Origin of the sequence: Naasia lichenicola, assembly GCF_004801885.1 — a bacterium.
GTDB classification, from domain to species: Bacteria; Actinomycetota; Actinomycetes; order Actinomycetales; family Microbacteriaceae; genus Naasia; species Naasia lichenicola.
This window is the reverse complement of the sequence record NZ_SSSM01000001.1, coordinates 193,304-217,786: the sequence shown is the minus strand read 5'-3', so window position 1 is coordinate 217,786 and position 24,483 is coordinate 193,304. Positions and strand designations below refer to the sequence as shown.

The window sequence follows — 24,483 nt, the reverse complement described above, 5'->3', positions numbered from 1 at the left end:
TCGAGGCCCGTGCGGCTCAGACCAGCGACCTCAGTACGTACTGGAGGATGCCGCCGTTGCGGTAGTAGTCGGCCTCACCGGGAGTGTCGATGCGCACGACCGCGTCGAACTCGATCGTCTGCTTGCCGGCGGGCGACTGCTCGCTCGGCTCGGCGATCACATGCACGGTCTTCGGGGTCTCGCCGTCGTTCAGGGCGGTGATGCCGGAGATCGAGATGGTCTCGGTGCCGTCGAGGCCGAGCGAGGCCCAGCTCTCCCCCGCCGGGAACTGCAACGGGAGCACGCCCATGCCGATCAGGTTCGAGCGGTGGATCCGCTCGAAGCTCTCGGTGATGACGGCGCGGACGCCGAGCAGCGAGGTGCCCTTGGCCGCCCAGTCGCGCGACGAGCCCGAGCCGTACTCCTTGCCGCCCAGGATGACCAGAGGCGTGGACTCGGCCGCGTAGTTCTGCGCGGCGTCGTAGATGAACGCCTGCGGACCCCCGGGCTGCGTGAAGTCGCGGGTGTAGCCGCCCTCCACGCCGTCGAGCAGCTGGTTCTTGAGGCGGATGTTCGCGAACGTCCCGCGGATCATCACCTCGTGGTTGCCGCGACGCGAGCCGTAGGAGTTGAAGTCCTTGCGGTCCACTCCGTGCGCCTCGAGGTACTGGCCGCCGGGTGTGCCGGCCTTGATCGAGCCGGCGGGCGAGATGTGGTCGGTCGTGACCGAGTCGCCGAGCTTCGCGAGCACGCGGGCGCTGGAGATGTCGGTGACCGGCGAGGTCTCGAGCGTCATGCCGTCGAAGTACGGGGGCTTCCGCACGTAGGTCGAGTTCTCATCCCACTCGAACACCTCGCTGTCGGGCGTGGGCAGCGAGCGCCAGCGCTCGTCGCCCTCGAACACGCTCGCGTACTCGTGGGTGAACATCTCGGTCGAGATGGAGCTGTCGATCGTCTTCTGCACCTCGGCGGCGTCGGGCCAGATGTCCTTGAGGTAGACGTCGTTGCCGTCGGTGTCGGTGCCCAGGGAGTCGGTCTCGAAGTCGAAGTTCATCGATCCGGCGAGGGCGTAGGCGATGACGAGCGGCGGGCTGGCCAGGTAGTTCATCTTCACGTCGGGGCTGATCCTGCCCTCGAAGTTGCGGTTGCCGGACAGCACGGCGGTGACCGCGAGGTCGTTGTCGTTGATGGCCGCGGAGACCTCGTCGATCAGCGGGCCCGTGTTGCCGATGCAGACCGTGCAGCCGTAGCCGACGGTGTAGAAGCCGAGGGCCTCGAGGTCGTCGGTGAGTCCGGCCTTGGTGTAGTAGTCGGTGACGACCTTCGATCCGGGCGCGAGGGTGGTCTTGACCCACGGCTTGGCCTTCAGGCCCTTCTTGTTCGCGTTGCGGGCGAGCAGGCCGGCGGCGAGCATGACGCTCGGGTTCGACGTGTTGGTGCAGGAGGTGATCGCGGCGACCGCGACGGCTCCGTGGTCGAGGGTGTACTTCGTGCCGTCCTGCAGGGTGATGGGAACGGGCTTCGACCAGTTGGCGGGGGCGACGCTCTCGTGGGTGTGCGAGACCACCTCCTCCTTCGTGTCCTCGTCCTGAGGGGTGAAGCTGATCGGGTCGGACGCGGGGAAGGTGCCCTCGACGGCCGCGTCGACCATGGTGATGTCCTGGGTCGCGTAGTCGTTGATGTCGAGGTTGAACTGGCTCTTGGCCTGGCTCAGCTCGACGCGGTCCTGCGGGCGCTTGGGGCCGGCGATCGACGGGACGACGGTCGCGAGGTCGAGCTCGAGGTACTCGCTGAACACGGGCTCGACCGCGGGGTCGTGCCAGAGCTTCTGGATCTTGGCGTAGGCCTCGACGAGTGCGACCTGGTCCTCGCTGCGGCCGGTGAGGCGCAGGTAGTCGAGGGTGACCTCGTCGATCGGGAACATGGCGGCGGTCGAGCCGAACTCGGGGCTCATGTTGCCGATGGTGGCGCGGTTCGCGAGCGGCACCTGGGCGACGCCCTCGCCGTAGAACTCGACGAACTTGCCGACCACTCCGTGCTTGCGCAGCTGCTGGGTGATGGTGAGCACGACGTCGGTCGCGGTCACGCCGGTGGGGATCGAGCCGGTGAGCTTGAATCCGACGACCTTGGGGATGAGCATCGAGACGGGCTGGCCGAGCATGGCGGCCTCCGCCTCGATGCCGCCGACGCCCCAGCCGAGAACGCCGAGGCCGTTGACCATGGTGGTGTGCGAGTCGGTGCCGACGCAGGTGTCGGGGTAGGCACGGAGAACGCCATCGACCTCGCGGGTGAAGGTGACGCGGGCCAGGTACTCGATGTTGACCTGGTGCACGATCCCGGTTCCGGGCGGGACGACCTTGAAGTCGTCGAACGCGGTCTGTCCCCAGCGGAGGAACTGGTACCGCTCGCCGTTGCGCTCGTACTCGATCTCGACGTTGCGCTCGAGGGCGTTCTCGGTGCCGAAGAGGTCGGCGATCACGGAGTGGTCGATGACGAGCTCGGCGGGCGCGAGGGGGTTGATCTTGTTGGGATCGCCGCCGAGGGCGCCGACCGCCTCGCGCATGGTGGCGAGGTCGACGATGCAGGGCACGCCGGTGAAGTCCTGCATGACCACGCGGGCCGGGGTGAACTGGATCTCGGTGTCGGGCTCCGCCTCGGGCACCCACGACCCGAGGGCACGGATGTGCGCCTCGGTGATGTTGGCGCCGTCCTCCGTGCGCAGGAGGTTCTCCAGCAGGATCTTGAGGCTGTACGGCAGCTTCTCGTAGCCGTCGACCGTGTCGATCCGGAAGATCTCGTAGTCGGTCTCCCCGACTGTGAGCTGCGCCTTGGCGCCGAAGCTGTTGACCGTGGACATGTGTCCTCCTCCGCTGCGGACCGGTCGAACGCGGCCCTCTGCCAATCTTCGTTCCCTCGCCCCGCGGGCACTAGTGAGGCATGCCTAACACTGCGGCGGAGCTGGGTCATCGAGCCGAAAAGTATCTCGACGTCGAGATAAAACTATCACGCGCTCCGGCGCGGGCAGCCGGTCAGGACGGGGTGTCGGAGGGCTTCGCGGAGCTCGTCGCGGTGCTCGGGGCCGAGCTCGCATCGGTGCTCCGGGCAGTGCCTGCGGGCGAGCCCCCGAGCGGCCGCGCGCCGGGGAACACCGCGCGGACGATCAGCCAGGACAGCACGAGCAGCGGAGCGTAGAGCGGCAGGCCCATGACGAGCTTGAAGGTGGCGAGGAGCTCGAGGTTGCCCGCGAGGTAGAGCGGCACCTGCACGGCGAGGCGCGCGGCGAACATCGCCACCCACACCAAGGTGAGCCCCTGCATGGCGCGGAACTTGCGTCGGTCGGCGCGCCAGGCGGTCCCCTCGCCCAGCAGGAAGCCGACGGCCAGGCCGATCAGCGGCCAGCGGACGAGGACCGAGATGAGCAGCGCGACGCCGTAGGCCACGTTGGTGATCAGGCCGAGGATGAAGTTGTTCTCCGCGCGGCCGGTGACGAGTGCGAGCGCCGCGGATGCCGCTACCGCGACCAGGCCGCCGATGGCCTGGGTGAACGGGCCCTTCTGGATGATCCGGATGATGGAGAAGACGGCCGCCACTCCGACCGAGACGCCGAGCGCCAGCGGCAGGGACGGCGTGAGGGTGAACAGAAGCAGGAAGACGAAGCCGGGGAGGACCGCCTCGAGGATGCCGCGGACTCCGCCGATCGCACCGAGCACGGCGCCGCCGGTGACCCGCTCCCCCGATACCGCCTGTGCGAAGCCCGCGCGTCGGGCCGCCTCCGCGAGACTGTCCGCGAGCGGAGCGGATGCCGCCGACCCGTAAGCGTCCCGAGCGCCGCGATCGCGGTCGTCGGACAGCGCGCCGTTCAGTTCAGTGCCGTTCGGTTCCATGCCGTTCGGTTCAGTGCCGCTCACGTCAGCCGAGTGGTCCGGCCGCCGGACCAGTGGTGCCGCCCGGGACGTGCAGCGGGATGAGGTCGCGCGGCGGCATCGGGGTGGTGCCGCGGACGACCACGACGGAGCGGAAGAGGTCCTCCACCTGCACGGCGGCCTGCGGATTGACCGCTCCCTCGCCGGCGATGACGCCGCGGAGGAACCAACGCGGTCCGTCGACGCCGATGAAGCGCGCGATCCGGGACTGCGGCGGGGCGCCCGGGCCCGCGGCGACGGGAATTGTGGCGACCAGCTCGGGGCCGAACGGGCCGTCGGCGAGACGCGTGGTGCCGCCCTGCTTCTGGATCTGCTCGACGATCTGCGCGCGGATCTCGTGCCAGAGGCCGCTCGTGCGGGGCGCCGCGAACGGCTGGACCTGCAGGGTGGATCCGGCGTAGTCGAGCCCGACTGCGACGACCCGCTTGGTGCCGTCCTCCACTTCGAGGCGGAGGTGCAGTCCTTCGCGCGGGACGATCTTCACGCCGCCGAGGTCGACGTAGGGCCGCACCGCGTTGGCCTCGGTGACATCGAGCGGGCCGTTCAGCTCTCGATCCTCCGGGGCCGACTTCGGCTGCAGATCTGCGTCCTGGGGATCGCTCACAAGCTCAGTCCTTCCTCGCCGGCAGGGCCGGGTGACTCGATGCCGGATGACCCGAGGCCGGTCGACCCGAAGCCGCCCGAGCCGCGGTGGCTGCCAGGAAGGCTGTCCACGCGGAGGAACTGGGCGGGTGCGACGGGCATGACGATCACCTGGGCGATGCGGTCGCCCGCTCGCACCTGATAGGGCTCGGTGGAGTCCGTGTTGAGCAGGATGACCTTGATCTCGCCGCGGTAGCCCGCGTCGACGGTGCCGGGTGTGTTGACGATGGTGATGCCGTGCTTGGCCGCAAGGCCGCTGCGCGGGACGACGAAGGCGACGTGGCCGTTCGGCAGCGCGATCGACGTCCCCGTTCCGACGAGCGCCCGCTGACCGGGCCCCAGCAGCACGTCCTCCGAGGAGGTGAGGTCCGCTCCTGCGTCGCCCGGATGGGCGTACACAGGGGTCTGTTCGCCGGTGAACAGCACACGCACGGGCTCTGGCACGTGTCGAGGGTAGTCCACGATGTCTGGTGCAATGGGGAGGTGTCCTACTCCGAGCGTCTGTGGCCGAGCGCGTGGCTCTACATCGCCTGCGCGCTCGTGATTCCCGCGAGTCTGCTGGTCTTCCTGCCCATCTCGATCACCGCCGGCGTCATCTGCGCTGCGGTGCTCTACCTCGGCGCCATGGGACTGCTGATCATCCCCGCACCGAGGATCGAGGTCTCCGGACGCACCTTGCGGGTCGGTCGCGCACACATCGATGTCGCGCTGGTCGGCACCGTCGCCGCCTATCGCGCGGCGGAGGCGACAGCGGAGCGCGGCGTCCGTCTCGACGCCCGCGCCTTCCTCTGCCTGCGTCCGTGGATCGACCCCGTCGTGCGGATCGAGCTCCTCGACATCAGCGATCCCGCTCCGTACTGGCTGGCGTCCTCCCGACGACCTGACGAGCTGATCGGCGCCATAGAGACGGCGAAGGCCCTCACGTCCTGAGACGTGAAGGCCTTGATTCACCGCGATAGTCGGTCTCCGACTACAGCTGGCACTCCTGGCAGACCGGGCCGAGGCCGGTCTCGTGGTCGAACTGCGAGCGGTTCTTCACGAGGAAGCACGAGACGCAGGTGAACTCGTCCGCCTGAGGCGGCAGGACGATGACATCGAGGTCGAGATCGGAGAGGTCTGCACCGGGAAGGTCGAAGCTCGCGGGGTTGTCGGCGTCCTCGACGTCGACGACGCCGGAGAGCCGGTCCGGCACTCGCTCCTTGAGCGCCTCGATCGACTCGGAGTCGTCGTCGGTCTTACGTGGGGCGTCGTAATCGGTCGCCATGCCCATCCACTTCTTCTGTGCTGTGCCAACGATTGGCGGCGACAGTTTGCACGATCGGCTTGGGGATAGCAAACCGGCGCAACCATCGGATTTCTGCAACCCTCGGGCAACTTCCGGCACGCCCCGCGTATTCCCCGTAAAACCTCATCGGAGGTGGCATTCTGGGCGCATACCGGGGGGTAGGGAAACAGCTGTGGAGACTTTACGGGCGATCCGCGTCGACGACGGGCGCATAGTGGCGACCGCGCCCGATGGGACGCAGTTCCTGGTCGAGGTCGACGACGCCATCCGAGCGGCACTGCGTCAGGCGGCGCTGCGCACCTCGAGCCTGCACGAGCCCACCCTGCAGACCGGCGCACTGCGCAAGGTGCCCGTCCGCGACATCCAGGGCTACATCCGCGAGGGTCTCACCTCTGAAGAGGTCGCCGAGCTCACCGGGTTCCCGGTCTACGACATCCGCCGCTACGAGGGCCCCGTGCTTGCCGAGCGCGAGCACGTCATCACGAGCGCCCTCGCGGTGCCCGTGCAGCTGCCGGGCGGCGGCCTCGAAGCGCCCGTGGCACGGTTCGGCGCCGTCATCGCCCGACGACTCGAGCAGCTCGCCGCCCGCGGTCCGCGCTGGGCGAGCTGGAAGGACCCGAAGGACGGCTGGATGCTCAAGCTGAACTTCACCTCCGACGGCGTCGACCATGATGCCCGCTGGAGCTTCGACCTCAAGAAGGCTGTCCTCTCCCCGATCAACAGCGAGGCCACCGCCCTCTCGCAGCAGCACGAGGCCACCGGCACGCTCATGCCGCGCCTGCGAGCCCTGCCGTCCGACGAGGCGCCCGCCGCACGGCCCGAGCCTCGGGTCGAGCCGATCGCTCCTCCCTCAGAGCCCCCCGCGATGGACTCGAGCCGCTTCGACTCCGCCATCTTCGACCTCACGCCCCGGGAGCCCGGCTCCCGGTCGGCCGCCGCCCGAGAGACCACCGAGCTGCCCCGCACGACTCAGCGGGACGCGCCTGCGGCCGGGACTCCGATCGTCGGCACGTCCATCATCAGCAGCGGTTCCGAGTCGGAGACGCCTCGCTCGCCGCGGGACGTCGACACGACCGAGGTGCTGCCCGGATCCCGCGGGGCGGGCGAGCGAACGGCCGGCGAGCGCGTGGACAGGAACGGCGATCGATCGGGTCCGGCACGTCGGGTCGAGCCGCGGACCGGGTCCGTCACGCCCGTGGGTCGGGACACCCTTCCGCCCGACCTCGGCGAGACAGCAGACCTCCTCGACGCGCTTCGCCGCCGCCGCAGCGAACGCGAAGCCGCCCGGAGCACGAGCCTCGGTGCGGGATCGGCCTTTCGCCGTCCCGAGGCCGATCCGAGCGACGGCCGCAGCGATCGATCGACCGGTGCAACGGTGAAGATGTTCGAGCGTCCGACATCGGGCGGCACCGGCCAGCTGCCTCCTCCCCCGCGCCAGCTGCCGAACTCCGGCAAGGGTCCGCGCCGCGGGCGAGCCAACCTGCCCAGCTGGGACGAGATCGTCTTCGGCGCCCGCCCCGACGACGAGGATCCGGCCTAGCCCCTCCTCGGCGGGTCTCGATTAGCTCGGCCGGTCTCGAGACGCTCGTTCCTCGCTCCTCGACCAACGGAGGACGGCTGGGTCGCCAGAAACCTCGTTGGTCGAGGAGGCCGTTCACGGCCGTCTCGAGACCGGCAGAGCCAGTGCAGCGCTGACCTCGGCGGGTCTCGAGACGCTCGTTCCTCGCTCCTCGACCAACGGAGGACGGCTGGGTCGCCCAACGCCTCGTTGGTCGAGGAGGCCGTTCACGGCGCTGGGCCCACGTCGCACGCTTGCGACGGGGACTCGAGACCGGCGTAGCCAGTGCAGCGCTGACAGGCCGCTCTCAGCGCTGAGCGGCGCCGAAGCGCAGCAGGGGAACCCGGCGCTCCTTATCGCTCCACGCGCCGTGCTGCCCGACCATCGATCGGGGCGACGATGGCCCGCCGCCGTCGTAATAGGCGATCTCGGCGCGCGCCTCGATCAGGATGTCGCCGATCCGAGGAGCGACCTCCGGATCGACAGGGCCGAACCAGTCGTCCGCGATCGCCTGATCGCGGGTCAGGACCCTTCCTCGCGGAGCTTCATCCTCGGCCCAGCGGGCGGCCAGCGCGTCGCGATCCTCGGTGCTCGCACCCGGATCGAGGTAGAGGTGCACGAGTCGCGGATCGCCGCCGACGTGCCGCACCGCATCGAAGCCGTCCCACTCGTCGATGAGCACGTGCCTCTCGGCGGGCACATCGATCAATCCATGGTCCGCGGTGACCAGCAGCGCCGTATCCGGGCGGAGTCGGCGCAGGGCGTCGGCGAGCGCGGAGTCCACCTCCTCGAGCGCGGTGATCCACCGATCCGAAGCCAGGCCCACCGCGTGGGCCGCCATGTCGAGCTCGGGCACGTAGAGGTAGACCAGGGTCGATCCGGACTTCCCGACCACCCGCAGTGCGGTGTCGAAGCGCTCCTGGATGTCCTCGGCGCCGACGTACTCGGCGCCGCGCAGGATGGCGGCGGAGAAGCCGGACGATGCGAACCGGGCTGGACCGACAGCAACAGACCGAACGCCCGTCGCCGTCTCGAACACCGTCGGCATGCGCTGCCAGGTCGCGGGGTCGACGGTTCCGCCCCAGCCGGTCAGCTGATTGACCACGCGGTCGGCGACGGGGTCCAGGGCGGAGTAGCCGACGATGCCGTGCCGGCCGGGCAGCGTCCCAGTGGTGAGGGTGGCGAGCGCGGCGGCGGTGGTCGTGGGCGCCCCGGTCTCGATGACGTCCTTCGAGCCCATCCGCGATGCCAGCGTCCGCGCGTGGCCGGAGCGCTCCTTGAGTGCGGCGGCACCGAGGCCGTCGACGAGCACGACGATGGCGGCTCGGATCCGCGGGAGCCCCAGCCGGTTCGGCTTGCCGGCCATGGCGGCGACAGAACTGGGCAGAACCGCGTCGAGATGCGGCCCGGGGTCGGACCCGCTCACTAGCATGGGGGGCATCCGCGTCAGTCTGGCACAGCCCCGAATCGCGAGCTCGCGGACCCATGTCTTCACCGCCGTCCGCCGGAGGGAACCGGCAGACGGTCGGGTGGCCCCCGAGCCGCCCACCGCCGCGCACCCGCGCGGTGATCGGCACGGAGGCCGGCACACCGTGCGATGCGCATCCCGCGCACCGCGTCCGACGAGGAGCCCATGACAACCACAGACGGCGCAGCAGGCGGCCCGGTCGAGAAGATCCAGGACGTCGACGTCTCCACCGAGATGCAGGGGTCCTTCCTGGAGTACGCGTACTCCGTGATCTACTCCCGCGCGCTGCCGGACGCCCGCGACGGGCTCAAGCCCGTGCAGCGTCGCATCCTCTACCAGATGAGCGATATGGGCCTCCGGCCCGACCGCGGCCATGTGAAGTCGGCCCGCGTCGTCGGTGAGGTCATGGGCAAGCTGCACCCCCACGGCGACTCGGCCATCTACGACGCCCTGGTGCGCCTCGCGCAGCCGTTCACGATGCGCCTGCCCACCATCGACGGCCACGGCAACTTCGGATCGCTCGACGACGGCCCCGCCGCCGCCCGGTACACCGAGGCGCGACTGGCGCCGTCGGCGATGGCCATGGTGGAGAACCTCGACGAGGACGTCGTCGACTTCGTGCCCAACTACGACAACCAGCTCACACAGCCCGACGTGCTGCCCGCCGCGTTCCCCAACCTCCTGGTCAACGGGGCGGCCGGCATCGCGGTCGGCATGGCAACGAACATGGCACCGCACAACCTCATCGAGGTCGTCGCGGGCGCCCAGTTCCTCATCGAGAACCCGAAGGCCACGCTCGAAGAGGTCATGCAGTACATCCCGGGACCCGACCTGCCCACGGGCGGAACGATCTCGGGCCTCGACGGCATCCGCGACGCGTATGCGACCGGCCGCGGCAGCTTCAAGACCCGTGCCCGCGTCTCGATCGAGAGCATCACCCCGCGCAAGATGGGGCTCATCGTCACCGAGCTGCCCTACCTCGTCGGCCCCGAGCGCGTGATCGAGAAGATCAAGGACGGCGTCAACGCCAAGCGCATCCAGGGCATCTCCGACGTCAACGACCTCACCGACCGCAAGCACGGCCTGCGCCTGGTCATCGGGATCAAGACCGGGTTCAGCCCCGAGGCAGTCCTCGAGCAGCTCTACAAGCTGACCCCGCTCGAGGAGTCGATGGGCATCAACAACGTCGCTCTCGTCGACGGCGGCCCGCGCACCCTCGGTCTGCTCGACCTGCTGCACGTCTACATCGGCCACCGCTTCCAGGTGATCATCCGCCGCACCAGGTTCCGCCTCGCGCGCCGGAAGGAGCGCCTGCACCTCGTCGAGGGTCTGCTCGTCGCGATCCTCGACATCGACGAGGTCATCCAGGTCATCCGCCGCAGCGACGACTCCGAGCAGGCGCGCACTCGCCTGATGGACATCTTCGAGTTGAGCCAGCTGCAGGCCGAGTACATCCTCGAGCTGCGCCTGCGCCGCCTGACCCGGTTCTCGCGGATCGAGCTCGAGACGGAGCGCGATGCGCTGCTCGCCGAGATCGCCTATCTCGAGGAGCTCCTCGGCAGCGAGCAGCTGCTCCGCCAGGTGGTCAGCACCGAGCTCGACGAGGTGTCCGAGAAGTTCGGCACCCCGCGGCGCACCCTGCTGACCGAGGCCAAGCCGTCGCTCGCCACCACGGGCCGCCGCGGTGCCGCTCCCGTCCTCGAGATCCAGGACGTGCCGTGCACGGTCCTCCTCTCGACGAGCGGACGGGCGCTGCGGATCGACCAGCCCGACGGCACCGCCATCGTGCGGCCGCCGCGACGCAGCAAGCACGACGCCATCCGATCGATCGTCTCCGCGACGAGCCGAGGGGAGCTCGGCGCGGTCACCAACAAGGGGCGGCTGCTGCGCTTCTCCCCCGTCGACCTGCCCGTCGCGCCCGCCAACTCCGTCCAGCTGGGCGCGGGGGCACGCATCGCGGACTACCTGCCGCTCGGCAAGGGCGAGCACGTGCTCGCGCTCGTCTCGATGGTCGCCGAGCTGCCGATCGCGCTCGGCACCAAGGACGGCGTGGTCAAGCGCGTCACTCCCACCGGCTATCCGAAGGGCAGCGAGTTCGAGCTGATCGCGCTCAAGCCGGGCGATGAGGTCGTCGGCGCCTTCCAGGGCGGAGACGACGACGAGCTCGTGTTCGTCACCTCCGACACCCAGCTGCTGCACTTCGCCGCGTCGAACGTACGTCCGCAGGGTGTGGCAGCGGGCGGCATGGCGGGCATCAACGTCGCCTCCGGCGCGCGCGTGATCTACTTCGGCGCCGTCCACGATCCCGAGAACGCCGTGGTCGCCACGATCTCCGCGACGACGGGCGCCCTGCCGGGAACCGACCCGGGCCGCGCCAAGGTGTCGCCGTTCTCCGAGTTCCCCGCCAAGGGCCGTGCGACCGGTGGAGTGCGCTCGCACGCGTTCCTCAAGGGCGAGGATTCCCTCGCGCTGGCCTGGGTCGGCGACGGTCCCGCGATGGCGGTCGGCGCCGACGGAGCCGTGCGGTCCCTTCCCGAGGCGAGCGCCAAGCGCGACGCATCCGGCACGCCCCTCGACGCCGTGGTGGCCAGCATCGGCGGTCCGCTCGCCTGATCCCGCCCGTGGCCGCTTCCACGGTTCAGGTGATCTTCACGGTTCAGGCTTTCGATCACGGTTCAGGCAAAAATCGCCTGAACCGTGATCGAAATCCCAGAATCGCCTGATCCGTGAAACAGCTGGTCTGCCGGTATCAGCGCTTCTTGGCCTTGAGCGCCTTCTCCTCGACGGGGGCGTTGCCGCTGGCCCGGAGGTCGGCGTAGTACACGGCCGCCTCGTCCTGGCGGGCCTGCTCGGCGCCGGATGCGATCTCCGCGCGGAGGTGCTCGGGCTCGAACCCGAACGCGTTCACCAGATCGAGCGCGTGCGGCCGCAGGCGCGGCAGCAGGCGGTCGTCGATGTAGTCGGTGATCGCCTGAGCCCGGTGAGCGGAGAGCCGTCCGTTGATCAGGTACCAGGCGGCGTGCTTCTCGATGAGGCCGAGCCCGAACAGGTCGCGCACCCAGGTCATCACCTGCCTGGTCGCGGCGGGCATCGACTCGAGCGCCGCGGTGAACGACTCCCACTGCAGCAGCTCGCCGTGGGCGCGGGCCGCCTCGATGAGCTCGTCCTGGTTGGCGTTGAACAGATCCGCCGCGGCAACGGGGCCGAGCTTGCTGGCCGCGCGAAGACGGCCGGCGAGCGCAGCCACCATGCTCTGGACACGGTCGGTGAGCAGCTGGCGCTGCGACGCCTCATCCCGGACGTATCCCACCGAGCGGGCCGTCGAGCCGAAGTCGACGATGCTCTGGGACAGCTGGCGCAGGCCGCTGCGGCTGACCGCCGTGGCTCCAACTGAGCCGGCGACGTAGCGCGCGAGCGTGGCTGCGTCGGCATTCTTGAACTTCGCCGCGTAGTCGCCGAGGAGGCGCTTGGCGACGAGCTGCAGCAGCACGTTGTTGTCACCCTCGAAGGTCGTGTAGATGTCGAGGTCGGCGCGCAGCTGGGTGAACCGGTTCTGGGCGAGGAAGCCCGCGCCACCGCAGGACTCCCGCGACTCCTGGAGGATGTCCAGCGCGGCCCAGGTGCTCAGCGGCTTGAGGGCCGCGGCGATGGTCTCGAGGTCCTGCCGGTCCGCGTCGGTGTCGTGCGCGCCGGAGAAGACGCCGTCGAACGCGTTGAGGAAGGTCTCGTGCGCGAACGACATCGCGTAGGTCTGCGCCAGGCGGGGCAGCAGGCGGCGCTGGTGGCGCTGGTAGTCGAGGAGCACGACCTCGTCGTCGCTGGCGGCGGTGAACTGGCGGCGCTGCGTCGCGTACGTGATGGCGATGGTGAGCGCCAGCTTGCTCGCGACGACGGCCGAGCCGTCGAGGCTGACCCGTCCCTGCACGAGCGTCCCGAGCATGGTGAAGAAGCGGCGGCCGGGGCTGCCGATGACCGAGCTGTAGGTGCCATCCTCGGCGACATCGCCGTAGCGGTTCAGCAGGTTGTCACGGGGAATGCGGACCTGGTCGAAGTGCAGCCGCCCGTTGTCGATGCCGTTGAGGCCGCCCTTGATGCCGTCGTCCTCGCCGCCCACGCCGGGCAGGAATCCGTTCTCGTCGCGGATGGGCACGTAGAACGCGTGCACGCCGTGGTTGACGCCCTTCGTGATGAGCTGGGCGAACACGACCGCCGCGGTGCCGTGCAGGGCGGCGTTGCCGAGGTAGTCCTTCCATGCGGCGCGGAACGGAGTGTGGATGACGAACTCACCGGTCGCCTCGTCGTAGGTCGCGGTGGTTCCGACGGCTGCCACGTCCGAGCCGTGACCTGTCTCGGTCATCGCGAAGGCGCCGGGGACCTTGAGGCTCATGATGTCGGGCAGCAGCCCGGTGTGGTGCTTCTCGGTGCCGAGGTGCATCACGGCCGCGCCGAACAGACCCCACTGCACGCCCGACTTGATCTGCAGCGATGCGTCAGCGAGCACCAGCTCCTCGAAGGAGGCGATGTTGCCGCCGTGATTGTCCTCGCCGCCGACCGACTTTGGGAACGCGCGGTGCACGACTCCCCAGTCGACGAGCAGGCCGAGCTGGCCGAGCACCCGCTCGCGGTGATCGGCCATGCCCAGGCCGTCGATGCGGTGGAGCTCGGGGCGCTTGATCAGCTCACGGGAGTGCTTGCGCTCCTCGGCCCACGCTCCGAGCAGGTACTCGCCCAGCCAGGCGACGTCGATCGTGGCGGGCGCCGTGGCGGCGGCCGCCGTGCGGGCGGTTCCGGTCGTCTCGGGGCTGGTAGTGGGCGGGGCGAGTTGGGTCACTGGTGCTCCATCGGAATCGTTGACATTCCGACGCTACGAGCTGATTGCAGGACTGCAAAACCTCTCGTCCGTGAACTACGAACGGGTAAGCCCCTGATCGCGTGTTGATTGTGGGACACCACAGTGCGGGCTTGGCCGGCTCCGGTCAGGAGACGAGGCGCGGGCGCCGCTCGAGCATGGCGTAGGCCACGCCGCCGAGCATGACCGCCCCTCCGACCAGCTGACCGACGCCGGGCTGCTCGCCGCGCAGCAGCCATGCGGCGAGGATCCCGACGATCGGGATGAGCAGGGCGAACGGCGTGACGGCGGATGCGGGGTGACGCGCCAGAAGGGTGTTCCAGATCCCGTAGCCCACGAACGAGGCCAGCACCACGGTGTAGAGCGTGGACAGCAGCGAGACGACTGTGAAGGAGCCGATGGAGGCCACGATCGCGTCCGGGCCGTCGATCAGCAGCGACAGCAGGGCCGTCGGAACGGGAACGACCAGGGCCGACCAGACGACGAGCGAGAGCCCGGACGCCGCCTTGGCCCGCCTGCTGAGCGTGTTGCCGATCGCCCAGCCCAGCGCTGCGCCGATGGTGAGCGCGAACGGGATCGCCGTGACTCCGAGGCCCGATGCGACCGCGACGATGACGAGGCCTGCCGAGCCGATCAGGATGCCGATCAGCGCCCGGCGCGAGGGGCGCTCTCCGAGGAAGAGGGCGCTGAGCATCACGGAGAACACGACCTGGATCTGCAGCACGAGCGAGGCGAGCCCCGCGGGCATGCCGAGCGCGAGCGCGAGATAGAGCAGCGAGAACTGCGCCAGGCTCATGAAGGCGCCGATGCCGAGCACCCGCCAGAAGCCGATCCCCGGCCGAGGCACGAAGAGGATGGCCGGGAACGCGACCAGCGTGAACCGGATGGCCAGGAACAGCAGCGGTGGGACGTCGGCGACACCGGCGTCGATCACGACGAAGTTGACGCCCCAGATGAGGACGACGAGCAGCGCGAGATACTTCGATCGGGTCGGCACCGTCAGTCGAGCGGGATGGAGCAGGCGGGCTGCTCAGGCATCGATGCGGTCGCGGTCGAGGTCGCGCGAGCCGTCGATGATGAACTCCTTGCGCGGCGCCACGTCGTTGCCCATCAGGAGCTCGAAGACGTTCTCGGCCATCGCCGCATCGGACACCCGCACGCGGCGGAGCGTGCGGTATCGGCGGTCCATGGTGGTGGAGGCGAGCTGGTCGGCATCCATCTCCCCCAGTCCCTTGTAGCGCTGGATCGGGTCCTGGTACTTCTTGTTCTGCTTCTCGAGGCCGGCGAGCAGGCCGTGCAGTTCGGCCTCGGAGTAGGTGTAGATCGTCTCGTTCGGCTTGGAGCCGTGGTTCATGACGACGACCCGGTGCAGCGGCGGCACGGCGGCGAACACGCGGCCCTCGTCGATCAGCGGCCGCATGTAGCGGAAGAACAGCGTGAGCAGCAGGGTGCGGATGTGGGCGCCGTCGACGTCGGCGTCGCTCATCAGGATGACCTTGCCGTAGCGGGCGGACTCGAGGTCGAAGGTGCGCCCGGAGCCGGCGCCGATGACCTGGATGATCGAGGCGCACTCGGTGTTGCTCAGCATGTCGGCCACGGAGGCCTTCTGCACGTTGAGGATCTTGCCGCGGATCGGCAGCAGCGCCTGGTACTCGCTGTCGCGCGCGAGCTTGGCGGTGCCGAGCGCCGAGTCGCCCTCGACGATGAACAGCTCGCTGGAGGTGACGTCGTTGCTGCGGCAGTCGACGAGCTTCGCCGGCAGCGAAGAGGACTCGAGCGCGTTCTTTCGGCGCTGGGTCTCCTTGTGGGCGCGCGCCGAGATGCGCGCCTTCATCTCGGAGACGACCTTGTCGAGCAGCTGCGCCGACTGCGTCTTGTCCTCGCGCTTGGTCGAGGTGAACTTCTCGGTGAGCGCCTTGCTCACGACATTGGTGACGATGCTCCGGACCGCGGGGGTGCCGAGCACCTCCTTCGTCTGGCCCTCGAACTGCGGCTCGGGGAGGCGCACGGTGAGCACGGCGGTCATCCCGGCGAGGGCGTCGTCCTTCTCGAGCTTGTCGGTGCCGACCTTGAGCCGGCGGGCGTTCGCTTCGACCTGGGTGCGCAGCACCTTGAGCACGGCGGCCTCGAACCCGGCCTGGTGCGTACCGCCCTTGGGCGTCGAGATGATGTTGACGAAGCTGCGGAACGTCGAGTCGTAGCCGGTGCCCCATCGCAGTGCGACGTCGACGCCGCATTCGCGTTCGACCTCGGTGGGCACCATGTGCCCGTTCTCCTGGAGCACGGGCACCGTCTCGACGAAGGTTCCTGTGCCCTGCAGGCGCCAGGTGTCGGTGACGCCGGCGTCGGGTGCGAGGAAGTCGGTGAATTCGGCGATGCCGCCCTCGAAGTGGAAGCGGTGGTCGACGGGCTCGGCGCCGCGCTCGTCGCGGATGCCGATCGCGAGTCCCGGCACGAGGAAGGCCGTCTGGCGGGCGCGGGCGATGAGGTCGTCGGTGGAGAACGCGGCGTCGGGCGAGAAGATCTGCCGGTCGGCCCAGTAGCGGATGCGCGTGCCGGTCTTGCCGCGGGCGGCCTTGCCGACGATGCGCAGCTCGCTGTTCGAGACGAACGGGGTGAACGGCGCATTCGGCGACGGGGCGCCGCCCTTGTCATCGAACAGTCCGGGCTCGCCGCGATGGAAGGACATGGCGTAGGTCTTGCCGTTGCGGTCGACCTCGACGTCGAGGCGCTCGGAGAGGGCGTTGACGACGGAGGCGCCGACGCCGTGCAGTCCACCCGAGGCGGCGTAGGAGCCGCCGCCGAACTTGCCGCCCGCGTGCAGCTTGGTGAAGACCACCTCGACGCCGCTGAGGCCGGTCTTGGGCTCGATGTCGACGGGGATCCCGCGTGCTGTGTCGCGGACCTCGACGCTCTTGTCGGCGTGCAGGACGACCTCGATGGCGTCGCCGTGCCCGCCGAGAGCTTCATCGACGGAGTTGTCGATCACCTCCCACAGGCAGTGCATGAGACCGCGGGAGTCGGTGGAGCCGATGTACATTCCGGGGCGCTTGCGCACCGCCTCGAGGCCTTCGAGGACGGAGAGGTGACGGGCGTTGTAATCCGGTTGAGCCACGACGTCAGGCTAGACCGAGCTTCAGACAGGCCGTGCGGCGCCCCGCCGCGCATCGACAACCGGTCGCTTTCCGCATGTTCTCGGCCGATTCGCGGTTTCCCTGATCGAACGGCGGGAATTCGTGCCCGAATATGACATCCGATCGCCCCTTGTGTAACGAATAGCTACGCGGAGGGCGAAACGGCTCGTCCAACGCGCAAGAGGGAAGACTGGACGTGTTTACATTGTTCCAGTCAGTACCGCACTCGAGTTCTGAAGGAGCCCCACATGTCGAACACCGTTACCGAGGCGAGCAGCGTGGAATCACTCGAGTCCGCTTTCGAGCTCACCGCCCTTGACCGCTGCGACAGCTGCGGCGCGCAGGCCTACATCCGCGTCGAGATGGCCAGCGGCGAGCTGCTCTTCTGCGCCCACCACGGCAAGAAGTACCAGGAGAAGCTGTCGGGCGTCGCGCGCAGCTGGCACGACGAGTCGGCCAAGCTCAATGCAGACCGCAACAGCTGACCTCTAGAACCTCGATAACGAGCCGTCCACCTCCGGGTGGGCGGCTCGTTCTCGTTTCCCGCGAGCTGCCCAGTTCTGCTGCCTGAATCCCGGTCCGAGCGGCAGAACTCGGCAGCTCATCACCTGGATCCCGTCACTGGTCGGCGGGCACGTCCTCGGCGGGCACCTGATCGGCGCGGACCGGGCCCGGCTCCATGAACCACTCCACGAACGAGGACGCGCGCCCATCCGGCGCGAAGCGAATCACCCAGAGGTTGGCGTAGACCCGACCGTCCGTGTAATCCGAGCGGCCCTGGACGATCCCGACGCCATCGCCGAAGCTGATCGGCGCCCCCTCGAAGCTCCAGCTGCCCGGCTCGTTGAGATGCGCGATCCAGCCCTCGACGATCGCCTCGCGGCCGATCCAGGGCTCTGGGTCGAACGGGCCCCCCGCGTAGGTCCCATCCTCGGTGAAGAGGGCGCGGATGTCGTCGGGATCGTTGGACCTCCACGCCAGCAGGTATCCGTCGAGCCAGCGCTGCACGATGTCGTCCATGCCTCCGTCCTACCGGTAATCCGCCGAGTTGCCCAGTGCTGCCGCCTGAATCCCGATTCGGGCGGCAGGACTGGGCAGATCACCGCATCCCTGGAGCGGGCGGAGAGCGGGCGGGCCGATAGCCTCGGCTGATGGTGGAGACGCGGCCGGTCCGGATGCCCGAGATGATGTCGACGGATCGAGCGCTGCTCGACGCGCTACTGGACGACACCGTGCTCGCCCACATCGGCTTCATCTCCGACGCCCACCCCGTCGTCATCCCGACGGGCATCTGCCGGATCGGCGATCGAGTGCTGGCGCACGGATCGACCGGATCGCGCTGGATGCGACTGCTCGCGACGGGGATCCCCGTCTCCGTCTCGATCGCGACCGTCGACGGCATCGTGGTCGCCCGATCCGCCTTCGAGTCGTCGTTGCACTACCGCAGCGCGGTGCTCTTCGGATCGTTCTCCCCCGTCGAGGGCGATGGGAAGCTCGCCGCCCTCGATGCGTTCACCGAGCGCCTGCTGCCCGGACGCACCCGCGAGGTGCGCCCGTCGTCCAAGAAGGAGCTCGTCGCGACGAGCATGCTCGCCTTGACCATCGACTCATGGTCGCTGCGGATCTCGGACGGCTGGCCCGAGGACCCGGAACACGACCTCGCGAGCGACGCGTGGGCGGGCGTCGTGCCCATCGAGCGTCACGCCGCGCACGCGAAGGCCGCCCCCGACCTCCGGCAGGGCATCGCCGTCCCGCCCTCCGTCGAACGCCTCGCCACCGAGCCGCCGCGACTGTAGAGCGCTTCGCCGCCAGCACGCGTACGTCGCGATGGCGGGCTTCGACACGGGCGCTGCGCGCCCGGCTCAGCCACCGGATGAGCCGCGGCCGGGCTTCGACACGGGCGCTGCGCGGCCGGCTCAGCCACCGGAAGTCCGACTCGGTGGCTGAGCCGCGCCGCACGTGCGTGTCGAAGCCCGTGGCGCCTACCGCTTGACGGCCGAGCGCAGCAGCGTGAAGGAGCAGTCGCGCACGATGAGAGTGCTCACCGGAGCCACCACCTGCTGCTCGGGGTCACTCGACAGCGCGAGCTCCCACTCGCCGTGCGGCGCATCCGGCACGGTGAACTCCACGCCGTTCTCCGCCGCATTGAGCAGCAGGGCGAAGGTGTCGCTGCGCTGATGCGCGAGGACGAAGGTGACCGAGCGGGCGTCGGGGTTGTCCCAGTCCTCCTCGGAGAACTCCTCCGCGTCGGATCGGATCACGCGGACCGTGTCGAGCTCGCCCCGCGCGGGCGCGTGGCGGAACCAGAGCGGGCGCAGGGCCGGGCTCTCCCGCCGCAGGGCGATCAGCCGGGTCGTGAACTCCTGAAGGTCGAGATCGGCGTTCGCCCAGTCGAACCAGGAGATCTCGTTGTCCTGGCAGTAGGCGTTGTTGTTGCCGCCCTGGGTCCGCCCGATCTCGTCGCCGCCCAGGATCATCGGAACGCCCGCGGACAGCAGGGTCGTCGCCAGCAGGTTGCGTCGCTGGCGATCGCGACGCTCATTGACCGCGGCGTTGTCCGTCGGACCTTCGGCGCCGTTGTTCGACGACCTGTTGTCGCTCTCGCCGTCGTTGTTGTCCTCGCCGTTCGCCTTGTTGTGCTTCGAGTTGTAGCTCGTCAGGTCCGCGAGGGTGAAGCCGTCGTGCGCGGTGATGAAGTTGACGCTGGACAGCGGTGAGCGGCGGTCCGCCTCGTAGACGTCGGGGCTGCCGAGCACGCGCTGCGAGAGGGTGCCGAGCACTCCGTCGGTGCCGTTCCAGAAATCCCGCACGTCGTCGCGGAACTTGCCGTTCCATTCCGACCAGTCCGCCGGGAAGCCGCCGACCTGGTAGCCGGCGGTGTCCCAGGGCTCGGCGATCATCTTCACCGGCGCGAGCACCGGGTCCTGGGCGATGAGCGTCAGGAAGGCGCTGTGCAGCTCGGCGGAGCCGTCCTGACGGGTGAGCGTGGTGGCGAGGTCGAAGCGGAACCCGTCCACGTGCATCTCGGTGACCCAGTAGCGCAGGGAGTCCATGATCAGGCCGAGCGCGGCCGGGTGGCCGACGTTGAGACTGTTGCCGGTGCCGGTGGTGTCGAAGTACGAGGCGCGGTCATCCTCGACGAGGCGGTAGTACGACGCGTTGTCGATGCCCTTGAAGGAGAGGGACGGACCCATGTGGTTGCCCTCTGCGGTGTGGTTGTAGACCACATCGAGGATGACCTCGAGGCCCGCAGCGTGCAGATCCTTGACCATCTGCTTGAACTCCCCAACCTGTCCGCCCTCATCGCCCGCGGAGCTGTACTCGCCGTGCGGCGCGAAGAAGCCGAGCGAGTTGTAGCCCCAGTAGTTGCGCAGGCCCTTCTCCTCGAGATGGCTGTCCTGCACGAACTGGTGGATGGGCAGGAGCTCGACCGCGGTCACGCCGAGGTCGGTGAGGTGCTTGATGGCGGCCGGGTGCGCGAGCCCCTTGTAGGTGCCGCGGATCTCCTCGGGCACATCGGGATGCAGCTGGGTGAAGCCCTTGACGTGCACCTCGTAGACGATGGTCTCGCTGAGCGGGGTGCAGGGCGCCTCGTCGTCCGCCCAGTCGAAGCCGCCGTTCGTGACGACGCAGAGCGGGGTCGCACCGGCGCCGTCCGTCTCGTCCATCGTCTCGGGGTCGTTCATGTCATGGGCGAAGACGGCCTGTCCCCAGTCGTACCTCCCCGAGACTGCGGTGGCGTGGGGGTCGAGCAGCAGCTTGTGCGCGTTGTGGCGCAGTCCCTCCAAGGGATTCCATGGGCCGTCGACCCGGAGGGCGTAGCGCGTCCCCTCTGCCATTCCGTCGACGATGCCGTGGAAGACGTGCCCGGTGCGCTCGGTGAGGCGGGTGCGGGTCTCGTTCTCGCCCTCGAAGACGCAGACCTCGACGCTGTCCGCCGTCTCGGAGTAGACGGCCACATTGGCGCCCTTCGAGCGGAGGGTGACGCCGAGCGGATACGGAAGAGAGCGTGCGGATGCCATGTGGTCCTTCATCGGCCGGGGAGAAGACACGCCCCCAGCCGGGGGCGCACAGGCGTAAGCCTAGGGCGTGCCGGAGGCGCGAGCCTGGCAGGTGGCCGTCAGGCGGCCGCGCCGGAACAATGCCGCCTCGATGACCCGCAGAGGGAGCGGATCCATCAGTGTAATTTTTCGGGCTCCTCGATCGCGACGAGCTCCTGACGACGCTTGCCTCCGGTGAGGTAGGTGACCAGCCACAGGAGGATGCCGATGCCGAGGAGGACCCCCGCGATCTGGTACTGCTCGACCGCTCGGCCCGACACGGGCAGCACCAGGTAGGCGCAGAACACGGCTCCGAGGATCGGCAGCGCGGTCGGCGTGCGGAAGTGGTCATGCTCGACCCGGTCCTTACGCAGCACGAGGACGGTCACGTTGACGACCGCGAACACCGCGAGCAGCAGCAGCGACGTCGTGCCGCCGAGCAGCGCGACGATCGGGCTCTCGGGGTCGAGGGACACGTAGCTGATCAGGCCCAACGCGATGGCGGTGGTGAACAGGATGGCGGCGAACGGGGTCTTCCGAGTGCTGTGCACCTTGGCCAGGAAGGACGGCAGGACACCCTGACGGCTCATCCCGTAGAGCAGCCGGCTCGCCATCATCATGTTGATCAACGCGCTGTTGGCGACGGCGAACATCGAGATGAACGGCAGCACGACGTTGATCGGGAAGTCGGGTGCGGCGGTCTGCACAACCGTCACCAGCGGAGTGGCATTGCCCGCGAGCTCTCCGACGGGCACCAGGGCGACGGCGCAGATAGAGATGAGCACGTAGACGACGGCGGTGATGCCGAGGCCGGTGAACAGAGTCTTCGGGAAGATCTTGCTCGGCTCCTTGGTCTCCTCGGCCATGTTCACCGAGTCCTCGAAGCCGACCATCGCGAAGAAGGCCAGGGAGGTCGCGGTGCTGATGGCGAGGAAGACGTTCTTGCCGTCCGGGGTGTCGAAGGCGACGACCCGCGACCAGTCGGCCTGCCCGCCGAAGATGGCGAACAGGCTGATGAAGATGACCATCAGCAGGCCGGACAGCTCGATCAGGGTGAGCACCACGTTGAGGCCGACGCCCTCCGCGACGCCGCGGAAGTTGACGGTCATGATCAGCAGCATGAACGCGATGGCGATGAAGAGCAGCGCTGCTGGCCCTGCATCGAGGCCGAATCCGACGGCCAGGTTGCTCGCGAAGGCGCTCGACGCAGCCGAGGCGCTGGTGATCCCCGAGCTCATCACGGTGAAGCAGACCATGAAGGTGACGAAGTGGATGCCGAACGCCTTGTGCACGTACAGTGCGGCGCCCGCCGCCTGCGGGTACTTGGTGACGAGTTCGAGATAGGACGCGGCCGTCAGCGCCGCCACCACGAAGGCGGTGAGGAACGGGACCCAGGCCGCTCCCCCGACCTCGGCGGCGACCTGACCGGTGAGCGCATAGATGCCGGTGCCGAGGATGTCCCCGACGATGAACAGCAGCAGGAGCTTCGGACCCAGCACTCTGGTGAGCTCGGGCTGGGTGGTCTTCTTCTCTTCGGCGAGTGTCATGGCTGCCATCCCTCGGGTCGGCGGAGCCAGGGCGCCGCTGTCGGAAGTCGCTCGGAGTCGGCGATCGCTGCGTTGCGACCACCTGCTGTGGCCCAGTCTGTTCCGGACGGGGGCGCGCGTCCATACCCTCCCGCGTTTTCAGAGGCTGGCGTCACGTGCCCGAAGTGCGGCGCAATTGCCCCCAGGCCGATCAGCCGAGAGCGAGCTGCTTCACCCAGTGCGCGAGGAACGAGGCACCGGCCTCGTCGTGGATCTTGTCGTCGATCGTGATCACCGGATAGTCGCGCTCCAGGATTCCGTCGCTCGGACGGACATCGACGTGCGCCACTTCATACCCCGCGGCATGCAGGTGATCGGCCATCTTGTGATCGCTGCGGGAGTCGCCGACGCTCCGCCAGCGTCGCGGAAGCCGACCGAACGTGGCGAGGTAAGCGAGGGAGCGCTGAGCACCGCGATCCTTGTCGAGCAGCACCGACTCGACATCGGTGCTGATGATCGTGGGATCGATCCGGAACGGGACCGCGCCGGTCGAATCAGCCGCCTCGCGCTGACGCCCGCCGTCGTGCTGGCGGATGCCCAGGCCGTGCGCGACCATGATGTCGAACGCGGCGTCGTCGAACTCCTGCTGCCTGGCGTGGAACGCGTCGGCTGAGACCTCCGTGCGCTGCTCGACCGAGATCATCGCCCGCTTCGTCTCGTCGAAGAAGACGACGTCGGAGAAGTGCGTCTCGACGAGGACGCGGACGGCATCCACCGCCGGCGCGGGAATCGCGACGCTCGTGTCGACGATCACCTCGCCCATGCCGTCGGAGGTGATCGGCGCCCAGGTGGCACCCTTCTCGAACACCCCGAACATGCCCGCGCCGCCGACGGCGAGCGCGTCGGCGAGCCCCTCGTCCAACAGCGGAGCGACGATCTGCTCGGCGATGAAGGCGTCGGATCGTCCGGTGATGAACGAGATCGGCACGCCGCCCCGAGCGAGATTCACCAGGTCGTGCAGGATGCTGCGGGTGACGACGCTCCGAGTGATGGGGCTGGCCAGCGGTCCGTCGACGTCGAAGAGCAGTCCGAGGTTGGGCACGATCCATCCTGACGCACCCAGCACCTGCCTCCGCGCGGCGGGTAGCTTTCCTGCATGCCCCGCACCCGCCGCCTGCGCTCGACTGGGCGGGCTGCCGGGGCGCTGGCACTGTTGTTAGGAGTGGCCTTGGGGGTGGCCCTCGCCGGCTGCTCGAGCGCTCCCCTCGGTGCTGGTCCCGGCTCGTCTCCGGACTCGAACGTCGTCCTGCCGCCATCCGGCGGGATCGCCGACTACCAGCTCGGCGGTGCCTACCCACCGGCCGACGCGGTGACGATCGTCGAACGCGACAGCACGGATGCGCCTGAGCCCGGGCTCTACTCCATCTGCTACCTCAACGGCTTCCAGTCTCAGCCGGGCGAGACTGCGGAGTGGATCGCCGATCGCAGCGATCTCGTGCTCACCTCCGACGGGGCGCCGATCATCGACGAGAACTGGCCGGACGAGGTGATCTTCGACACCTCCACAGCCGAGAAGCGGGAGTCGATCCTGGCCGTTATCGGGCCGCTCATCGACGGCTGCCGTTCGAGCGGCTTCGACGCCGTGGAGTTCGACAATCTCGACTCCTTCAGCCGGTCGGCGGGGCGGATGACGGCCGAGGACAACTTCGCGCTGGCTGCTGCGTATGTGCAGCGCGCCCACGCCTCCGGTCTCGCCGCTGCCCAGAAGAACAGCGTGGAGCACTCCCGTCAGCTGCACGACGAGGTCGGCTTCGACTTCGCCGTGACCGAAGAGTGCTGGCGGTTCGACGAGTGCGACGGCTACATCGACGTCTACGGCGATCGAGTCCTAGACATCGAGTACTCGGATGACCTTCGCGAGGAGTTCGCGAGCTCGTGCGCCTCAGCGGACCGGCCGGCGACCATGATTCTCCGAGATCGCGACCTGGTGACGCCGGACGACCCGGCCTACGTCTTCGAGCACTGCTGATCCGCGCGGCCGGGCTTCGACACGGCGCTGACGCGCCGGCTCAGCCACCG

At 68.9% G+C, this 24,483-nt stretch carries 19 protein-coding genes; 6 read left to right on the top strand and 13 right to left on the bottom strand.

Annotated features, from left to right (window positions below; translation table 11 throughout):
• Positions 1-16: 16 nt before the first annotated feature.
• The 4 genes from acnA to dut all read right to left on the bottom strand — a co-directional run bounded on the left by acnA (position 17) and on the right by dut (position 4,988).
• Entirely contained in the window at positions 17-2,836 is a 2,820-nt protein-coding gene (gene acnA / locus E6C64_RS01010; protein WP_136425760.1) for an aconitate hydratase AcnA, read from the bottom strand.
• A gap of 172 nt (positions 2,837-3,008) precedes the next feature.
• Positions 3,009-3,887 (bottom strand): DUF3159 domain-containing protein, encoded by an 879-nt coding sequence (locus E6C64_RS01005; protein WP_233255395.1) that lies wholly within the window; start codon positions 3,885-3,887, stop codon positions 3,009-3,011.
• 1 nt (position 3,888) lies between these two features.
• Positions 3,889-4,506, bottom strand: coding sequence for a DUF3710 domain-containing protein (locus E6C64_RS01000; protein ID WP_136425759.1), 618 nt, complete (start codon positions 4,504-4,506; stop codon positions 3,889-3,891).
• Entirely contained in the window at positions 4,503-4,988 is a 486-nt protein-coding gene (gene dut, locus E6C64_RS00995; protein WP_136425758.1) for a dUTP diphosphatase, read from the bottom strand. Before dut ends, E6C64_RS01000 begins: the two co-directional genes overlap by 4 nt.
• A 39-nt stretch (positions 4,989-5,027) precedes the next feature.
• Between dut and E6C64_RS00990 the strand changes: the two genes are divergently transcribed.
• A complete protein-coding gene (locus E6C64_RS00990; RefSeq protein WP_233255394.1) occupies positions 5,028-5,474 on the top strand; it encodes a DUF3093 domain-containing protein in 447 nt (148 codons plus the stop codon).
• Positions 5,475-5,514: 40 nt separating this feature from the next.
• Here the strand turns inward: E6C64_RS00990 and E6C64_RS00985 are convergent, their stop codons facing one another.
• Positions 5,515-5,808, bottom strand: coding sequence for a DUF4193 domain-containing protein (locus E6C64_RS00985; protein WP_136425756.1), 294 nt, complete (start codon positions 5,806-5,808; stop codon positions 5,515-5,517).
• A gap of 193 nt (positions 5,809-6,001) precedes the next feature.
• Here E6C64_RS00985 and sepH point away from each other — a divergent pair, with 193 nt between their 5' ends.
• Entirely contained in the window at positions 6,002-7,369 is a 1,368-nt protein-coding gene (gene sepH, locus E6C64_RS00980; protein WP_158437690.1) for a septation protein SepH, read from the top strand.
• A gap of 325 nt (positions 7,370-7,694) precedes the next feature.
• Here sepH and E6C64_RS00975 read toward each other — a convergent pair whose 3' ends face one another.
• Positions 7,695-8,828, bottom strand: coding sequence for an alkaline phosphatase family protein (locus tag E6C64_RS00975; protein ID WP_233255393.1), 1,134 nt, complete (start codon positions 8,826-8,828; stop codon positions 7,695-7,697).
• 192 nt (positions 8,829-9,020) lie between these two features.
• On the opposite strand from E6C64_RS00975, the gene E6C64_RS00970 reads away from it, so the two are divergent.
• The gene (locus E6C64_RS00970; protein WP_233255392.1) at positions 9,021-11,468 is read left to right on the top strand and encodes a DNA gyrase/topoisomerase IV subunit A; all 2,448 of its coding nucleotides are present in this window, start codon (positions 9,021-9,023) and stop codon (positions 11,466-11,468) included.
• Positions 11,469-11,604: 136 nt separating this feature from the next.
• Here E6C64_RS00970 and E6C64_RS00965 read toward each other — a convergent pair whose 3' ends face one another.
• From E6C64_RS00965 to E6C64_RS00955, 3 genes are all read right to left on the bottom strand, one after another.
• The gene (locus tag E6C64_RS00965; protein ID WP_136425754.1) at positions 11,605-13,686 is read right to left on the bottom strand and encodes an acyl-CoA dehydrogenase family protein; all 2,082 of its coding nucleotides are present in this window, start codon (positions 13,684-13,686) and stop codon (positions 11,605-11,607) included.
• A 145-nt stretch (positions 13,687-13,831) separates the two neighbouring features.
• A complete protein-coding gene (locus tag E6C64_RS00960) occupies positions 13,832-14,701 on the bottom strand; it encodes an EamA family transporter (protein ID WP_136425753.1) in 870 nt (289 codons plus the stop codon).
• Positions 14,702-14,734: 33 nt separating this feature from the next.
• Positions 14,735-16,819 (bottom strand): DNA gyrase/topoisomerase IV subunit B, encoded by a 2,085-nt coding sequence (locus E6C64_RS00955; RefSeq protein ID WP_136425752.1) that lies wholly within the window; start codon positions 16,817-16,819, stop codon positions 14,735-14,737.
• A gap of 267 nt (positions 16,820-17,086) precedes the next feature.
• Here E6C64_RS00955 and E6C64_RS00950 point away from each other — a divergent pair, with 267 nt between their 5' ends.
• On the top strand, positions 17,087-17,323 hold the full coding sequence (locus tag E6C64_RS00950) for a DUF7455 domain-containing protein (protein ID WP_136425751.1): 237 nt from the start codon (positions 17,087-17,089) through the stop codon (positions 17,321-17,323).
• Between the two features lie 133 nt (positions 17,324-17,456).
• On the opposite strand, the gene E6C64_RS00945 is transcribed toward E6C64_RS00950, so the two are convergent.
• On the bottom strand, positions 17,457-17,858 hold the full coding sequence (locus E6C64_RS00945; protein ID WP_136425750.1) for a nuclear transport factor 2 family protein: 402 nt from the start codon (positions 17,856-17,858) through the stop codon (positions 17,457-17,459).
• Positions 17,859-17,989: 131 nt separating this feature from the next.
• Between E6C64_RS00945 and E6C64_RS00940 the strand changes: the two genes are divergently transcribed.
• Positions 17,990-18,634 (top strand): pyridoxamine 5'-phosphate oxidase family protein, encoded by a 645-nt coding sequence (locus E6C64_RS00940; protein ID WP_233255391.1) that lies wholly within the window; start codon positions 17,990-17,992, stop codon positions 18,632-18,634.
• Between the two features lie 186 nt (positions 18,635-18,820).
• On the opposite strand, the gene glgX is transcribed toward E6C64_RS00940, so the two are convergent.
• The 3 genes from glgX to E6C64_RS00925 all read right to left on the bottom strand — a co-directional run bounded on the left by glgX (position 18,821) and on the right by E6C64_RS00925 (position 23,506).
• Positions 18,821-20,860: a glycogen debranching protein GlgX gene (gene glgX, locus E6C64_RS00935; protein ID WP_136425749.1), complete on the bottom strand. Its 2,040-nt coding sequence runs from the start codon at positions 20,858-20,860 to the stop codon at positions 18,821-18,823.
• Between the two features lie 155 nt (positions 20,861-21,015).
• Positions 21,016-22,425: an APC family permease gene (locus E6C64_RS00930; protein ID WP_233255390.1), complete on the bottom strand. Its 1,410-nt coding sequence runs from the start codon at positions 22,423-22,425 to the stop codon at positions 21,016-21,018.
• Between the two features lie 190 nt (positions 22,426-22,615).
• Positions 22,616-23,506, bottom strand: a complete 891-nt coding sequence (locus E6C64_RS00925) for a Cof-type HAD-IIB family hydrolase (protein WP_136425747.1) — start codon at positions 23,504-23,506, stop codon at positions 22,616-22,618.
• Positions 23,507-23,560: 54 nt separating this feature from the next.
• On the opposite strand from E6C64_RS00925, the gene E6C64_RS00920 reads away from it, so the two are divergent.
• Positions 23,561-24,433 carry an endo alpha-1,4 polygalactosaminidase gene (locus E6C64_RS00920; RefSeq protein WP_136425746.1) on the top strand — a complete coding sequence of 291 codons (873 nt, stop codon included), beginning with the start codon at positions 23,561-23,563 and terminating at the stop codon, positions 24,431-24,433.
• Positions 24,434-24,483: the final 50 nt, after the last annotated feature.